The 13,059-nt window shown below is 71.6% G+C and carries 13 protein-coding genes; 10 read left to right on the forward strand and 3 right to left on the reverse strand.

Going from position 1 to position 13,059, the window contains the following annotated elements:
* The first annotated feature begins 3 nt into the window (after positions 1-3).
* Positions 4-1,398 (forward strand): dipeptidase, encoded by a 1,395-nt coding sequence (locus tag IG90_RS0109505; RefSeq protein WP_030580470.1) that lies wholly within the window; start codon positions 4-6, stop codon positions 1,396-1,398.
* An 83-nt stretch (positions 1,399-1,481) separates the two neighbouring features.
* A complete protein-coding gene (nudC, locus tag IG90_RS0109510; protein ID WP_030580472.1) occupies positions 1,482-2,438 on the forward strand; it encodes an NAD(+) diphosphatase in 957 nt (318 codons plus the stop codon).
* 78 nt (positions 2,439-2,516) lie between these two features.
* Here nudC and IG90_RS0109515 read toward each other — a convergent pair whose 3' ends face one another.
* Entirely contained in the window at positions 2,517-2,771 is a 255-nt protein-coding gene (locus tag IG90_RS0109515) for a mycoredoxin (RefSeq protein ID WP_003966448.1), read from the reverse strand.
* Positions 2,772-2,951: 180 nt separating this feature from the next.
* Here IG90_RS0109515 and IG90_RS0109520 point away from each other — a divergent pair, with 180 nt between their 5' ends.
* The 5 genes from IG90_RS0109520 (at position 2,952) to IG90_RS0109540 (ending at position 6,931) form a co-directional block, all read left to right on the forward strand.
* Positions 2,952-5,231: an ATP-dependent DNA helicase UvrD2 gene (locus tag IG90_RS0109520; protein ID WP_078585255.1), complete on the forward strand. Its 2,280-nt coding sequence runs from the start codon at positions 2,952-2,954 to the stop codon at positions 5,229-5,231.
* A 167-nt stretch (positions 5,232-5,398) separates the two neighbouring features.
* Positions 5,399-5,728, forward strand: a complete 330-nt coding sequence (locus IG90_RS0109525; protein WP_030580478.1) for a hypothetical protein — start codon at positions 5,399-5,401, stop codon at positions 5,726-5,728.
* A gap of 176 nt (positions 5,729-5,904) precedes the next feature.
* A complete protein-coding gene (locus IG90_RS0109530) occupies positions 5,905-6,273 on the forward strand; it encodes a WhiB family transcriptional regulator (protein WP_003966445.1) in 369 nt (122 codons plus the stop codon).
* Positions 6,270-6,629, forward strand: a complete 360-nt coding sequence (locus tag IG90_RS0109535) for a hypothetical protein (RefSeq protein ID WP_030580483.1) — start codon at positions 6,270-6,272, stop codon at positions 6,627-6,629. Before IG90_RS0109530 ends, IG90_RS0109535 begins: the two co-directional genes overlap by 4 nt.
* A 98-nt stretch (positions 6,630-6,727) precedes the next feature.
* Complete coding sequence (locus tag IG90_RS0109540; RefSeq protein ID WP_030580486.1) at positions 6,728-6,931, forward strand: hypothetical protein; 204 nt, start codon at positions 6,728-6,730, stop codon at positions 6,929-6,931.
* A gap of 68 nt (positions 6,932-6,999) precedes the next feature.
* Here IG90_RS0109540 and IG90_RS0109545 read toward each other — a convergent pair whose 3' ends face one another.
* Together IG90_RS0109545 and IG90_RS0109550 are read right to left on the reverse strand one after the other, a co-directional pair.
* Positions 7,000-8,439, reverse strand: a complete 1,440-nt coding sequence (locus tag IG90_RS0109545; protein ID WP_030580490.1) for an ABC1 kinase family protein — start codon at positions 8,437-8,439, stop codon at positions 7,000-7,002.
* Between the two features lie 64 nt (positions 8,440-8,503).
* Positions 8,504-9,736: a ThiF family adenylyltransferase gene (locus IG90_RS0109550; protein ID WP_030580493.1), complete on the reverse strand. Its 1,233-nt coding sequence runs from the start codon at positions 9,734-9,736 to the stop codon at positions 8,504-8,506.
* Positions 9,737-9,983: 247 nt separating this feature from the next.
* Here IG90_RS0109550 and IG90_RS0109555 point away from each other — a divergent pair, with 247 nt between their 5' ends.
* From IG90_RS0109555 to IG90_RS0109565, 3 genes are all read left to right on the forward strand, one after another.
* A complete protein-coding gene (locus IG90_RS0109555) occupies positions 9,984-10,607 on the forward strand; it encodes a M48 metallopeptidase family protein (RefSeq protein ID WP_030580496.1) in 624 nt (207 codons plus the stop codon).
* A gap of 120 nt (positions 10,608-10,727) precedes the next feature.
* Positions 10,728-12,365 (forward strand): TerD family protein, encoded by a 1,638-nt coding sequence (locus IG90_RS0109560; protein ID WP_030580499.1) that lies wholly within the window; start codon positions 10,728-10,730, stop codon positions 12,363-12,365.
* An 11-nt stretch (positions 12,366-12,376) separates the two neighbouring features.
* Positions 12,377-13,057 carry an AIM24 family protein gene (locus tag IG90_RS0109565; protein ID WP_030580502.1) on the forward strand — a complete coding sequence of 227 codons (681 nt, stop codon included), beginning with the start codon at positions 12,377-12,379 and terminating at the stop codon, positions 13,055-13,057.
* Positions 13,058-13,059: the final 2 nt, after the last annotated feature.

Raw genomic sequence — 13,059 nt, forward strand, 5'->3', positions numbered from 1 at the left:
AGCATGAGCGAGACCCCGGACAGCGCCGTCCGTACGTACACCGAACAGCACCGCGCAGCCTTCCTCGACGACCTCGCCGAGTGGCTGCGCATCCCGTCCGTATCCGCGCAGCCGGAGCACGACGGGGACGTACGGCGCAGTGCCGAGTGGCTGAGCGCGAAGCTCAAGGAGACCGGCTTCCCGGTCACCGAGATCTGGGAGACCCCCGGCGCCCCGGCGGTCTTCGCCGAGTGGCCCAGCGACGACCCGGACGCCCCGGCGGTCCTCGTCTACGGCCACCACGACGTGCAGCCCGCCGCCCGCGAGGACGGCTGGGCGACCGACCCGTTCGAGCCGGTGATCCGGGACGGCCGGATGTACGCACGCGGCGCGGCCGACGACAAGGGCCAGGTGTTCTTCCACACCCTCGGGGTCCGCGCCCACCTGGCAGCGACCGGCCGCACCACCCCGGCCGTCCACCTCAAGCTGCTCATCGAGGGCGAGGAGGAGTCCGGCTCCCCGAACTTCCGCGCCCTCGCCGAGCAGCACGCGGACCGGCTCGCCGCCGACGCGGTGATCGTCTCGGACACCGGTATGTGGGACGAGGACACCCCGACCGTCTGCACCGGCATGCGCGGCCTCGCGGAGTGCGAGATCGAGCTGTACGGCCCCGCCCAGGACATCCACTCCGGATCGTTCGGCGGAGCCGTCCCCAACCCCGCCACCGAGATCGCCCGCCTGGTCGCCGCCCTTCACGACGCGGACGGCAAGGTCGCGATCCCCGGCTTCTACGACGGGGTCACCGACCTCACCGGCACCGAGCGGGCCCTCTTCGCCGAGCTGCCCTTCGACGAGGCCACCTGGCTGCGCACCGCGAAGTCGGGAGCCGCCTCCGGCGAGGCCGGGTACTCCACGCTGGAGCGTGTCTGGGCCCGCCCCACCGCCGAGGTCAACGGCATCGGCGGCGGCTACCAGGGCGCCGGCAGCAAGACGATCATCCCCTCCTCCGCCCTGGTGAAGATCAGCTTCCGGCTGGTCGACGGCCAGGACCCCGACCACGTACAGCGGGCGGTCCAGGCCTGGACCGAGGCCCGCATTCCGGCGGGCGTCCGCCACCGGATCGCCTTCCAGCCCGCCACCCGCCCCTGCCTGACCCCGCTGGACCACCCCGCCCTGCAGGCCGTGGCCCGCGCGATGGGCCGGGCCTTCGGGAAGAAGATCCTCTTCACCCGCGAAGGAGGCTCGGGGCCCGCCGCCGACCTCAGGGACGTCCTCGGCGCCCCCGTCCTCTTCCTCGGCGTCTCCGTCCCCTCCGACGGCTGGCACGCCCCCGACGAGAAGGTCGAACTGGACCTCCTCCTCAAGGGCGTGGAGACGACCGCCCACCTGTGGGGCGAGCTGGCCACGGCACTGAGCTGAATGCCCGGAACTCCGCTGAATCCTCTGCACACCTCCACGTACCTGTGCACACCCGATCCACCCAGGGGGAGTAGGAAGCACCTGTGAGCACCTTCGACAACGCCACCGCAGACCGTCCGATCGGCCTCACCGCGCCGAGCGGCATCGACCGCGCGGCACACCACCGCCTCGACGAGGCGTGGCTGGCCGTGGCGTGGAGCCACCCGACGACCCGCGTCTTCGTCGTCTCCGGCGGGCAGGTGCTGATCGACGACACCCCCGACGGGGGCACCGAGATCGTCATGACCCAGGCCTTCGAGGCCCCGGTCACCGAGACCCACCGGTACTTCCTCGGCACCGACGAGGACAGCGTCAGCTACTTCGCGCTCCAGAAGGACTCGCTGCCCGGCCGCATGGACCAGTCGGCCCGGCCCGCCGGACTCCGCGAAGCGGGCCTTCTCCTCGGCCCCCGCGACGCGGGCCTGCTGGTGCACGCCGTCGCCCTGGAGAACTGGCAGCGCCTGCACCGCTTCTGCTCCCGCTGCGGCGAGCGCACCGTCATCGCGGCGGCCGGTCACATCCGCCGCTGCCAGGCCTGCGGGGCCGAGCACTACCCGCGCACCGACCCGGCGGTCATCATGCTGGTCACCGACGACCAGGACCGGGCCCTGCTGGGCCGCCAGGTGCACTGGCCGGAGGGCCGCTTCTCCACGCTCGCCGGATTCGTCGAGCCGGGGGAGTCGATCGAGCAGTCCGTGGCCCGCGAGGTGCACGAGGAAGCCGGCATCACCGTCGGCGAGGTCGAGTACATCGCCAGCCAGCCGTGGCCCTTCCCCTCCAGCCTGATGCTCGGCTTCATGGCGCGCGCGACCTCCTTCGACATCACCGTCGACGGCGAGGAGATCGAGGAGGCCCGCTGGTTCTCCCGCGAGGACCTCACCGCCGCCTTCGAGTCCGGCGAGGTCATGCCCCCGTTCGGCATCTCGATCGCGGCCCGGCTGATCGAGCTCTGGTACGGCAAGCCGCTCCCGAGGCCCGGCGGCGCGAAGCGGACCGGCTGAGCGCCCCCCCGGACACACGTATGCCCCCGGCATCGCCGGGGGCATACGTGTGTCCGGGGGGGCGTTCCACCGGCCGGATCAGGCGGCGAGCGCCTGCTTCACCTGGGCGAGCGACGGGTTCGTCATGACCGACTCGGTGCCCGAGGGGGCCACGACCAGCAGCGTGGGGACCGTCTGGTTTCCGCCATTCGCCTTCTCGACGAACGCGGCCGACTCCGGGTCGTGCTCGATGTTGACCTCGTTGTACGCGATGCCCTCGCGGTCCATCTGGCTCTTCAGCCGGCGGCAGTAGCCGCACCAGGTGGTGCTGTACATCGTCACAGTGCCCGCCATGTCGCTGGCGCTCCTTCGTCTCGTCCGTACCGCTGCGCGGCCGGCAGCGTCACCTACGGTCCGGCCACTGTCCGCAGCCGTCCCGCACGGTTGAGGAACGTACGGGAGACCTTCACCATTCCCGTGGCGGCGGTGCCGGCCCCGCCCAGGGCCCCGCACCGCCGGGTCCCGGTACGACGAATGCCTCACCCCTGTGGACAACCGCCGCGTCCGCCCCCTGGGACCTGGCAGCATGGCGGGGTGACAGCAGCAACGCACTCCACCCTCTTCCCCCAGGTTCCCGAGACCCCGGACGCCGTGCTCGACGGGCTCGACCCCGAGCAGCGCGAGGTGGCTCTCGCCCTGCACGGACCGGTGTGCGTGCTGGCCGGAGCCGGTACGGGCAAGACCCGCGCGATCACCCACCGCATCGCGTACGGGGTGCGCGCTGGCATCCTCCAGCCGGCCACCGTGCTCGCCGTCACCTTCACCAACCGGGCCGCCGGCGAGATGCGCGGCCGCCTCAGGCAGCTCGGCGCGACCGGCGTCCAGGCGCGGACCTTCCACTCCGCCGCCCTCCGGCAGCTCCAGTACTTCTGGCCGAAAGCAGTCGGTGGCGAGCTGCCCCGGCTGCTGGAGCGGAAGGTGCAGCTGGTCGCCGAGGCCGCCGCCCGCTGCGAACTCCGGCTCGACCGCAACGAGCTGCGGGACGTCACCAGCGAGATCGAGTGGGCCAAGGTCACCCAGACCGTGCCCGCCGACTATCCGGCGGCGGTCGCCAAGACCCAGCGGGACGCCCCCCGGGACCCGGCGGTCCTCTCCCAGGTCTACTCCATGTACGAGCAGCTCAAGCGCGACCGCTCGGTGATCGACTTCGAGGACGTGCTGCTGCTCACCGTCGGCATCCTCCAGGACCGCGGCGACATCGCCGAGCACGTGCGCGGCCAGTACCAGCACTTCGTCGTCGACGAGTACCAGGACGTGAGCCCGCTCCAGCAGCGGCTGCTCGACCTCTGGGTCGGCGACCGGGACGACCTCTGCGTCGTCGGCGACGCCAGCCAGACGATCTACTCCTTCACCGGAGCCACCCCCGACCACCTGCTGAACTTCCGCACCCGCCACCCCGGGGCGACCGTGGTCAAGCTGGTTCGGGACTACCGCTCCACGCCCCAGGTCGTGCACCTCGCCAACGGCCTGCTGAGCCAGGCCCACGGCAAGGCCGCCGACCACCGGCTGGAGCTGGTCTCCCAGCGCGACAAGGGCCCCGAGCCCGGCTACACGGAGTATCCCGACGAGCCCACCGAGGCCGAGGGCACCGCCCGGCGCATCCGCGACCTCATCGCCGCGGGCGTGCCGGCCGGCGAGATCGCCGTGCTCTACCGCGTCAACTCCCAGTCCGAGGTCTATGAACAGGCCCTCGCGGACGCCGGGGTGCCCTACCAGCTGCGCGGCGCCGAGCGGTTCTTCGAGCGGGCCGAGGTCCGCGAGGCGGGCACCGCCCTGCGCGGCGCGGCCCGCGCCGGGCGCAACGACTCCCTGCTCGACGAGGCTGAGGGACTGCCGTCCCAGGTGCGGGCGGTGCTCTCCACCAAGGGCTGGACCAGCCGTCCGCCCGCCGGGTCGGGGGCCGTGCGCGACCGCTGGGAGTCGCTGGCCGCGCTGGTGCGCCTGGCGGAGGACTTCGAGACGGCGAAACCCGGGGCGACCCTGACCGACCTGGTCCGCGAGCTGGACGAGCGGGCGGCCGCCCAGCACGCCCCGACGGTCCAGGGGGTGACCCTGGCGTCGCTGCACTCGGCGAAGGGCCTGGAGTGGGACGCCGTCTTCCTGGTCGGCCTTACCGAGGGCATGATGCCGATCGCCTACGCCAGGACCGACGAGCAGGTCGAGGAGGAGCGGCGCCTGATGTACGTCGGGATCACCCGCGCCCGCGTCCACCTCTCGCTCTCCTGGGCGCTGTCCCGGTCACCGGGCGGCCGCGCGAGCCGACGGCCGACCCGCTTCCTGAACGGGCTGCGGCCGGGCTCGGCCGCTTCGGGCGCGCGGAGCGGGGCCGGCGGCGGAGGAGGTATCGACCGGGGCACCGGCCGGGCCGCGGCGGCGAACCGGACCCCGGTGGTCGAGCGGAAGCACCGGGGGCCGGTGCGGTGCCGGGTCTGCGGACGCACGCTCACCGACGCGGGCGAGATGAAGCTGATGCGTTGCGAGGAGTGCCCATCGGACATGGACGAGGGGCTGTACGAGCGGCTGTACGACTGGCGTGCCGCCCAGGCGGCCCTGCTGGGCCAGCCGGACTTCTGCGTGTTCACCGAGAAGACCCTCATGGCGATCGCCGAGGCCGTGCCGTCCACCGCGGGCGAGCTGGTCGTCATCGCCGGTGTCGGCAACCGTAAGTTGAGCCGCTTCGGCACCGATGTTCTGGCCATCTGCGCAGGTGAGGCGATTGATGGCGAGCCCGAGGAGGGCGTGGACGAGACCTGAGGAAAACTCGTCCAGAAAATAGTTTGCGCCCGCCCCAGTCGTCACCATAGGTTCTTAACCACGGGAACAGCGACTTCTCTGAAGCCCTGATTCCGTGCTGTACTTATCCGAATACGCAGGACCGGCCCCGGCCGGTCCCCCTGAGACGCCGAGAGGAGGCGATTGAAGTGATCAGCATCATCGAAACCCAGAAAATGACCGATCTCTCGGTCGTCTCCGCCTGTTCGCTCGGCCTCACCCGCTCCTCGGTCGCCTCGCTTCGCGCCACCGGTCTGTCCGGCATCTCCGCCGCCCGTCCGCTGTCCCTGGTGAGCCTCCCCGTGACGCGGGAGCTCAATGAGCGACCGATCGAGGCACCGGCGGCAGCAGTAGCGAAGGCAGCACAGGCTCAGGCCTATGCCTTTGCGGCAGCCGGTGCCGGAGCCAAGAAGCAGACGCAGCAGCACCACACGATGTGGGCCTTCCGTGGGCCTGAACCCTGGAGCGATCCAGTCTGATCCAGCATCAGGCCGGCGCCTTCAGGGCCGCGGAACCCCACTCGGGATCCGCGGCCCTTTTGTTTTGTCCGAACGGACGAGACGGAACGAAGGAGCCTCGGGACAAGCAGGACCTGGTACCAGCAGCCGCCAACCGGCCAACAGGCCGGCACGACCAGACGAGGACACCACCCACCGTGCACACCGAAACGCACGCCCCGTCAGTACCGCTCTCCACCCCGATCTCGCCGCCCGGCTCCACGGAGGACTCCGCCTTGACCCCGCTCACCACGCTCACCGCGCTCGACGACGCCATCGAGAACCTCGGTGTACCCGTCCCCTGCCGTTCCTACGACCCGGAGGTCTTCTTCGCCGAGTCGCCCGCCGACGTCGAGTACGCCAAGTCTCTCTGCCGCACCTGCCCGCTCGTCGAGGCCTGCCTCGCCGGGGCGAAGGACCGCCGCGAGCCGTGGGGTGTCTGGGGCGGCGAGCTCTTCGTCCAGGGCGTCGTCGTGGCCCGCAAGCGTCCGCGTGGCCGTCCGCGCAAGAACCCGGTCGCAGCGTGACCGCGACCTGTGGGGTCCCCGCCCCCACACGCAGGCTGCGCCTCGGAACGATCGACCGTCCCTACACCCATGACCCCCGGAATCAGGCACCAATGATCACCCCCACGAAGGAGCCCGTCGGCTCCGCAACCCCAGACGTCACCATCATCGGCGCGAACGACTCGCGTCAGAACAGGACCCGCGAAATGCAACTCATCCCAGAAGCCCTGGCTCGTGCGCATATGCACGACCGCCTGCGGGAGGCCCAGGGGGACCGCCAGTCGGTCCGTCTGATCGCCGCCCGCCGGATGCAGCGCCGGGCAGAGCGCGCCTCGCTGCGCGCCCGCCGCGCGCTGGCCATGGCGGTCATGCACTGACCGTGCAGCCATCACCCCACCGCGGGGCCGTCCGTATCCGGGCGGCCCCGCGGTGCGTTGTGCCGTCGCCCGTCCGGTCACGGGGATATCGTCAGGAGGTGGACGAGGAGACGCATCCCCCCGAGAAGCCCGCCGCGGGAGGCGTGGTGTGCGCCCGCTGTGGCACCGCCGCCGAAGGCGACACGGCACCTGCGACCTGGGTCCGCGCCGTGGAGGACGGACGCCGGCTCCACTTCTGCGAGGACTGTGCGCGCCTCCACATCCGCGCGATCGAGAGCCGCCTCGACTCCCTCTGGTGGTGACCCCCCCACCCGGCCCGAGCCGAAGCTCCGACTCCGGCCCGGGCCGCGACTCCGGTTCAGGCCCCTGCCTACGCCTCGACGGTTTCGCCCTCCGGCTCCGGCTCGCTCTCCCCCTCGGCGTACTCCGTCTCCTCCGCCTCCAGGTCCTCCGCGAGGAACCCCGGCAGCCACGCTTCGAGCTCGTCGCGCAGCCGGACCGTCGCGCCGAGCTGGCACAGCACCCCGATCGTGCTGAGCGTCACCCGGTGTATCAGGACGTAGGACGGAGGAAGGTTCAGCTGCCTGCCGAGCTGATGGGCGGGGGAGCGCGGATCGGCTATCCGGGCCGCCTGTTCACGGATCCAGCCCCGGCCGAAGGCGAACTCCTCCACCTGCGTGGGCTCGATGATCGGGAGCAGGTAGTCGAGCACCTCGTCCGGGTCCAGGTCGATCGACTCCTTCACGAAGCCCTCCGCGCGCAGCAGCCCGTACACCCCCGCCGCGTCGCCCTCCAGCGTCAGCCGCAAGGAGTCGCCGATGGTCCGAGGCAGCCCGCCCGGAAGCCGGTCGACCGTGCCGAAGTCCAGCACCCCCAGCCGCCACGAGTCAACCGGACCATCTTCCTCCTCCGCGTGTTCCGCGTCGTCCGCAGCCGGGGGCAGCAGCCGGAAATTACCCGGGTGCGGGTCGGCGTGCAGCAGACCGGTTCGGGCCGGACCGGAGAAGAGGAAGCGGGCCAGCAACTGCCCCGCACGATCGCGCTGTTCCGCCGTGCCCTCCGCGATGATCTCGGACAGCGGGATCCCGTCGATCCACTCCGTCACCAGCACCTGGTCGGACTGGTGCACCACCTGAGGGATCACCACATCCGGGTCGCCGGCGAACTCCGCCCCGTGCTCCCGCTGCGCCTGCGCCTCCAGCTCGTAGTCCAGCTCCTCCGACACCCGGTCGCGCAGTTCCTTGATCAGGGGCTTGACGTCCACCCCCGGTACCAGCGGGCCGAGCAGCCGGGCGAAACGGCTGAGTTGGGCGAGGTCTGAGAGCAACGCCTCTCCGGCGCCGGGGTACTGCACCTTCACGGCGACCTCGCGGCCGTCGTGCCACACCGCACGGTGCACCTGGCCGATCGAGGCGGCGGCCGCCGGTGTGTCCTCGAACTCCAGGAAGTACTCCCGCCAGTCCTCCCCGATCCGCTCGGCGAGAACCCCGTGGACCGTGCGCGCGGGCAGCGGCGGCGCGGCCTCCTGGAGCTTGGTCAGCGCGGCCCGGTAGGGTCCGGCTACCTCCTCGGGCAGAGCCGACTCGAAGACGGAGAGGGCCTGGCCCAGCTTCATGGCCCCGCCCTTCAGCTCGCCCAGGGTCTTGAACAACTGGTCCGCCGTGCGCTGCTGCACCTCACGGGCGACCAGCTCGGCCGACTTTCCGCCGATCCGCTTGCCCAGCCCCCAGGTGGCACGGCCGGCGAAGCCGAGCGGAAGCGCGGCCAGCTTGGCCGTACGCGTAACCGCCTTCCGGGGAAGATCAGACATGTGCCCCTCCAGTTCCCAGACTGCCGTGCCGCTCGGGCCTCCGGTGTCACTCCGGCGACGGCGGTCACCTCGCCATTGTGTCCTGTGCCGGAACACCACCGGAGGCCCGTTCCCCTCCCGCGCCCCCGGCCGCCCCGCAGGAACATTCCGTGTGCGGGCCGATCGGCTCGGAACGCCAGTCCAGCAGCGGCAGAGCGGCCTCCCAGCGAGTTCCGGTACTTGCCGGGAGGTCTCCGTCCAGAAACGCCAGGGCATGTGCAGCGGCGAGACCGGCGACCGCCGTCGCGAGCCCCAGGTCGCAGGCGGGCACCGCGCCCCGACGCCCGGAACGCCACTGCGCCAGCATCCGGGGCCACTGCGAATCCCGGTCCGCGCGGTGCAGTTCCAGGCAGCCCGCGCAGCCGGTGCCCCCGGGCAGGACGAGAGGCCCGACCACCCCCGTGGCCTCGATCACCCCCGCGTAGAGATGAGGAGTGCCCGACGCGATCCAGGGACCGGCCGTGTCCACGACGGGTGCGTACACCGCGAGGCCGTCCCGGGGGGCGACGACGATCAGGGACAGACCGGGCTGTCCGGCGCTCCCCACCAGGTCAGCCCCCGCCCCCGCCACCGCCGGGTCCCCTCCCTTGCGACCCGGTCCCGTTCCGTTCGGCCCCGTGCGGCCCGCTCCCGCCCCGTCCGCTCCCGATCGCCGGGGAGCGGGCCCGGGGGCGGACCGGCGGACGAGCCGGCGGGCCGCCACATCGCGCCGTTCCCCCACGGATGCCGGAGGGAGGCCCCCGGGCGCCACGTCCCAGGGCTCGGTCCGGCCCCCGTCGAGCACTTCCACGTGCCCCACTCCCGCACCGGACAGCACCGAGGCGATGGACGCCCCGACCCGGCCCGCTCCCCGCACCTGGACCCGCATCGCGCGCCGGGCCGCCATCCGGCACAGGCCGCCACCCGGTTCGGGGCGGACGACCGACAGCGATGCGACATCGGGACGTTGGCGGTCCATCACTTCGACGTTCCTGCGCAGGGCATCGGCCCCCGGGCCGGCCGACCTCGGGTCGTCCAGGAGACCGGCCTCCGTCAACCGCCGCAGCAGAATCTCCACATGACGTTCCGGCAGGTCCAGCGCACGGGCCTCCTCGCGCAGGAGCGGCAGACCGCGCGTGCCGTCGAGCAGTTCCAGAAAGCTCCCCGTGGCGATGTCCACCGGTCCGAGTGTCACGGCATGTGCGGGTGTCACACCGAACTGCACGGTGTTCCGTCCGCGCCAGGCGCGACGCAGTGCGGGCTTCAGCATCGGATACATGACCTCTCCCCCCGAGCGGTGTCGCGGGCACGGGTGCGCTCGCGGACCAGTGATCCGCAGAGCCTTTCCGCAGGACCTCCGCCAGAATGCGGGGCCGCGTCGAACCGTGCGCGGAGTTTTCCACAGGCGCGGTGCATGAGTCGTTCAAGCCCTTAATCGTTCAAATGGTGCACGCTCGTAAAGTGGATCGCCGCAGATCCGCTCGCGGGGCGGGACTTCCCCCACGGGCAGCGGGTAACGTCGTGGCGTGCCCGCCGACCCGTCGTCCGGCTTCGCCGGGGAGACCCCCGCGCGCAGCGCCGGAAGCCATCAGCGCAGCGCGGCAGCCCGTCCGCCCCGCGCTTCGGCGACGAGCGCGGTCGAGGTCCGCAGGAGCACCCGGCGCAGGAGAACGGTCTCGGCGTACCGGGAGGGCGACCGCACGATCGTGCTCATCCCCGCCCGGATGTCGGAGGCGGAGGAGCGGCGCTGGGTGGGCGTGATGCTGGACAAGCTCGCGGCCCAGGAGAGCAAGCGCGTCTTGGGCGACACTGAGCTCGCGGAGCGAGCCGTACGGCTGTCCGACCAGTATTTCGACGGTCGCGCCCGGCCCGTCTCGGTGCGCTGGGTGACCAACCAGAACACCCGCTGGGGCTCGTGCACGCCGGCCGAGGGCAGCATCAGGCTCTCGCACCGGCTGCAGGGCATGCCGGAGTACGTCGTCGACTACGTACTCCTCCACGAGCTGGCGCATCTGCTCGTTCCCGGACACGGTCCGGGGTTCTGGCGGCTGCTGGAGGCGTACCCGCGGACCGAGCGCGCCCGGGGGTATCTGGAGGGCGTGGTGGCGGCCGAGCAACTGCCCCACCTGCCCGCCGCCCGCGAGGAGTAACCGGGGCCCGTCGCGTTCGCCGATTCTGTACCGGGTGTGTACCGGCTTGGTCCGACGTCCTTGTTTGCGGTTAGCCTGACGCGACGCATTTACCTTCGGGATGGGGGACGGTCGTTACGCATGGCCAGGGAATTCCAACGCGGCCACAAGGCCAAGATCAGTGATCTCACGCCAGGGACGGATCTGTACGTCGGCGTGCAGATCGCAGCCCCGGGGCTGACTTTCGACATCAGCTGCTTCGGCCTCGACGCCGACGAGCAGCTCTCCGACGACCGGTACTTCATCTTCTTCAATCAGCCGAAATCGCCCGAGGAGTCCATCCAGCTCCTCGGCGCGCAGTCCGGTGACACCGAGTCCTTCCGCGTCACGCTCGACCGCATTCCGGCAGCCATCCAGAAGCTCTCCTTCACCGCGACGCTCGACGGTTCCGGGCAGATGTCCCAGATCGGTCCGGGGTACATCCGGATCGTCGCGGGCGGCGAGGAAGTGGTGAGGTACGCCTTCACCGGATCGGAGTTCACCACCGAGCGCGCGGTGATGCTCGGCGACTTCTACCTGAAGGACGTCTGGCGCTTCGCCGCCGTCGGCCAGGGCTTCGACGGCGGTCTCGACGCGCTCCTGAAGAACTTCGGCGGTGAGGTCGCGGAGGAAGAGGCACCGCCCGCCGCCGCACCGGCCGCCGTCCCGGGCTTCGCTCCGCCGGCCCAGGCCGCCGCACCACCGGCCTTCGGCGCGCCGCCCGCACCCCAGGCCCCGCAGCCCGCACCGTCCTTCGGCGCCCCGTCCGCTCCCACGCCGCCGCCCGCGCCGCAGCAGCCGATGCACGCGGCTCCGACGATCGCGGCCCCGCTGGCACCCCAGGCGCCGCACGCCCCCGCAGCTCCGCAGGCGCCCCAGGCCCCGTCCCCGTACGGCCAGCCGCAGCAGCCGCAATTCGGCCAGATCCCGGGTCAGGGCGTCCCGCCCGCCGCTCCCTTCGGTCAGCAGGCTCCCGCGCCCTACGGTCAGCCCGCACCGGCCCCGTACGGTCAGCAGCCCCCCGTCTCCATGCCTCCGGGCGTCCCGCAGGGCGTGCCCCAGGGAGTTCCGGCCGCGGGTGCGGGCCTCCAGGCGGCCCTGCAGCCGTACAAGGAGACCGCGACCGGCCAGCGCTGGACCCCGCAGAACCAGCAGCTCATGCGGGTCGACCTGACCATGGGCGGATCCGGGGTCCTGGCCCGCCAGGGCAGCATGGTGATGTATCAGGGCAAGGTGGACTTCGGCCACAAGAGCGCCGGCTTCGTCGGCCGCGCCGTGGGCAACGCCACCGGCCAGGAGATGCAGCTGATGCGCTGTACCGGCCGCGGCCAGGTCTTCCTCGCCGAGGAGGGCTCACACCTGCACCCGATCGAACTGCAAGGTGACGGCATCTGCGTCTCCGCCGAGAGCGTCCTCGCCTTCGACGAGTCCCTCCAGTACGAGGTCCGCAGGGTCGAGGGGCACGGCATCCCCGGCGGCGCCCTGTTCACCATGCTGTTCCAGGGCACCGGCACCGTGGTCGTGAAGACCCACGGCACCCCGGTCGTCCTGCCGGTCACGCCCACCACGTTCGCCGACTGCAACGCCGTCGTCGCCTGGTCAGCCGCCTCCCAGGTGATCGTCTCCAGCCAGGTCCGGCTGCGCCGCAACGCGTATCCCGGACACAGCGGGGAGACCGTGAACCTCCAGTTCCGGGGCGCCCCCGGCAACTTCATCGTCGTCCAGCCCTACGAGGTCTGAGGGAGCCCGTTATGAACCAGCAACTCGCGGGCTACGCCCCGACCCCTGTCACGGCCCGTATGGAGAACCACGGCAAGACCATGCTCAAGGTCGCCATGGCCTCCGGGCAGGACCTCTACGCACGCACCGGCTCGATGGTGGCGTACGAGGGCTTCATCCAGTACGAGCCCAACCCGCCCGCCGTCCGGCAGACCGCCTCCCAGTGGATCGCGGGCGAGGGCGCACCCGTCATGAAGTGCTCCGGCGACGGGCTGCTCTACCTCGCCGACTACGGCGCCGACGTCGTCGTCATCAACCTCGACAACGACTCCCTCTCCGTCAACGGCACCAACCTCCTCGCCTTCGACGCCCACCTCACCTGGGGCGTCGAGAAGGTCAAGGGGATGGCCAAGTTCGCCGGGCAGGGCCTGTGGAACGTCGTCGTCCAGGGCACCGGATGGGTCGCCATCACCTCCCGGGGCACCCCGATCGTGGTCGATTGCGGACGCGGCGAGGACGAGACGTACGTCGACCCGGACGCGCTCGTCGCCTGGTCCCCGAACCTCAAGGTGAAGGGCAAGCGCAGCTTCAAGGCCGGCTCGCTGATCGGCCGCGGCAGCGGCGAGGCGTACCAGATGGCCTTCTCCGGCCAGGGCATCGTCGTCGTCCAGCCGAGCGAGGACAGCACGGACCGCCTGCGGATCCGGAACTGAGG

The organism is Streptomyces anulatus, from assembly GCF_000721175.1.
Taxonomy (GTDB): Bacteria; Actinomycetota; Actinomycetes; order Streptomycetales; family Streptomycetaceae; genus Streptomyces; species Streptomyces anulatus_C.

Excerpts from the sequence above, each read along its gene's own strand:
- IG90_RS0109505 (WP_030580470.1), top strand. The coding sequence starts at position 4 with ATGAGCGAGACCCCGGACAGCGCCGTCCGTACGTACACCGAACAGCAC.
- IG90_RS0109515 (WP_003966448.1), bottom strand. The coding sequence starts at position 2,771 with ATGGCGGGCACTGTGACGATGTACAGCACCACCTGGTGCGGCTACTGC.
- IG90_RS0109520 (WP_078585255.1), top strand. The coding sequence starts at position 2,952 with ATGCCTCACCCCTGTGGACAACCGCCGCGTCCGCCCCCTGGGACCTGG.
- IG90_RS0109545 (WP_030580490.1), bottom strand. The coding sequence starts at position 8,439 with ATGTCTGATCTTCCCCGGAAGGCGGTTACGCGTACGGCCAAGCTGGCC.
- IG90_RS0109550 (WP_030580493.1), bottom strand. The coding sequence starts at position 9,736 with ATGTATCCGATGCTGAAGCCCGCACTGCGTCGCGCCTGGCGCGGACGG.
- IG90_RS0109560 (WP_030580499.1), top strand. The coding sequence starts at position 10,728 with ATGGCCAGGGAATTCCAACGCGGCCACAAGGCCAAGATCAGTGATCTC.
- IG90_RS0109565 (WP_030580502.1), top strand. The coding sequence starts at position 12,377 with ATGAACCAGCAACTCGCGGGCTACGCCCCGACCCCTGTCACGGCCCGT.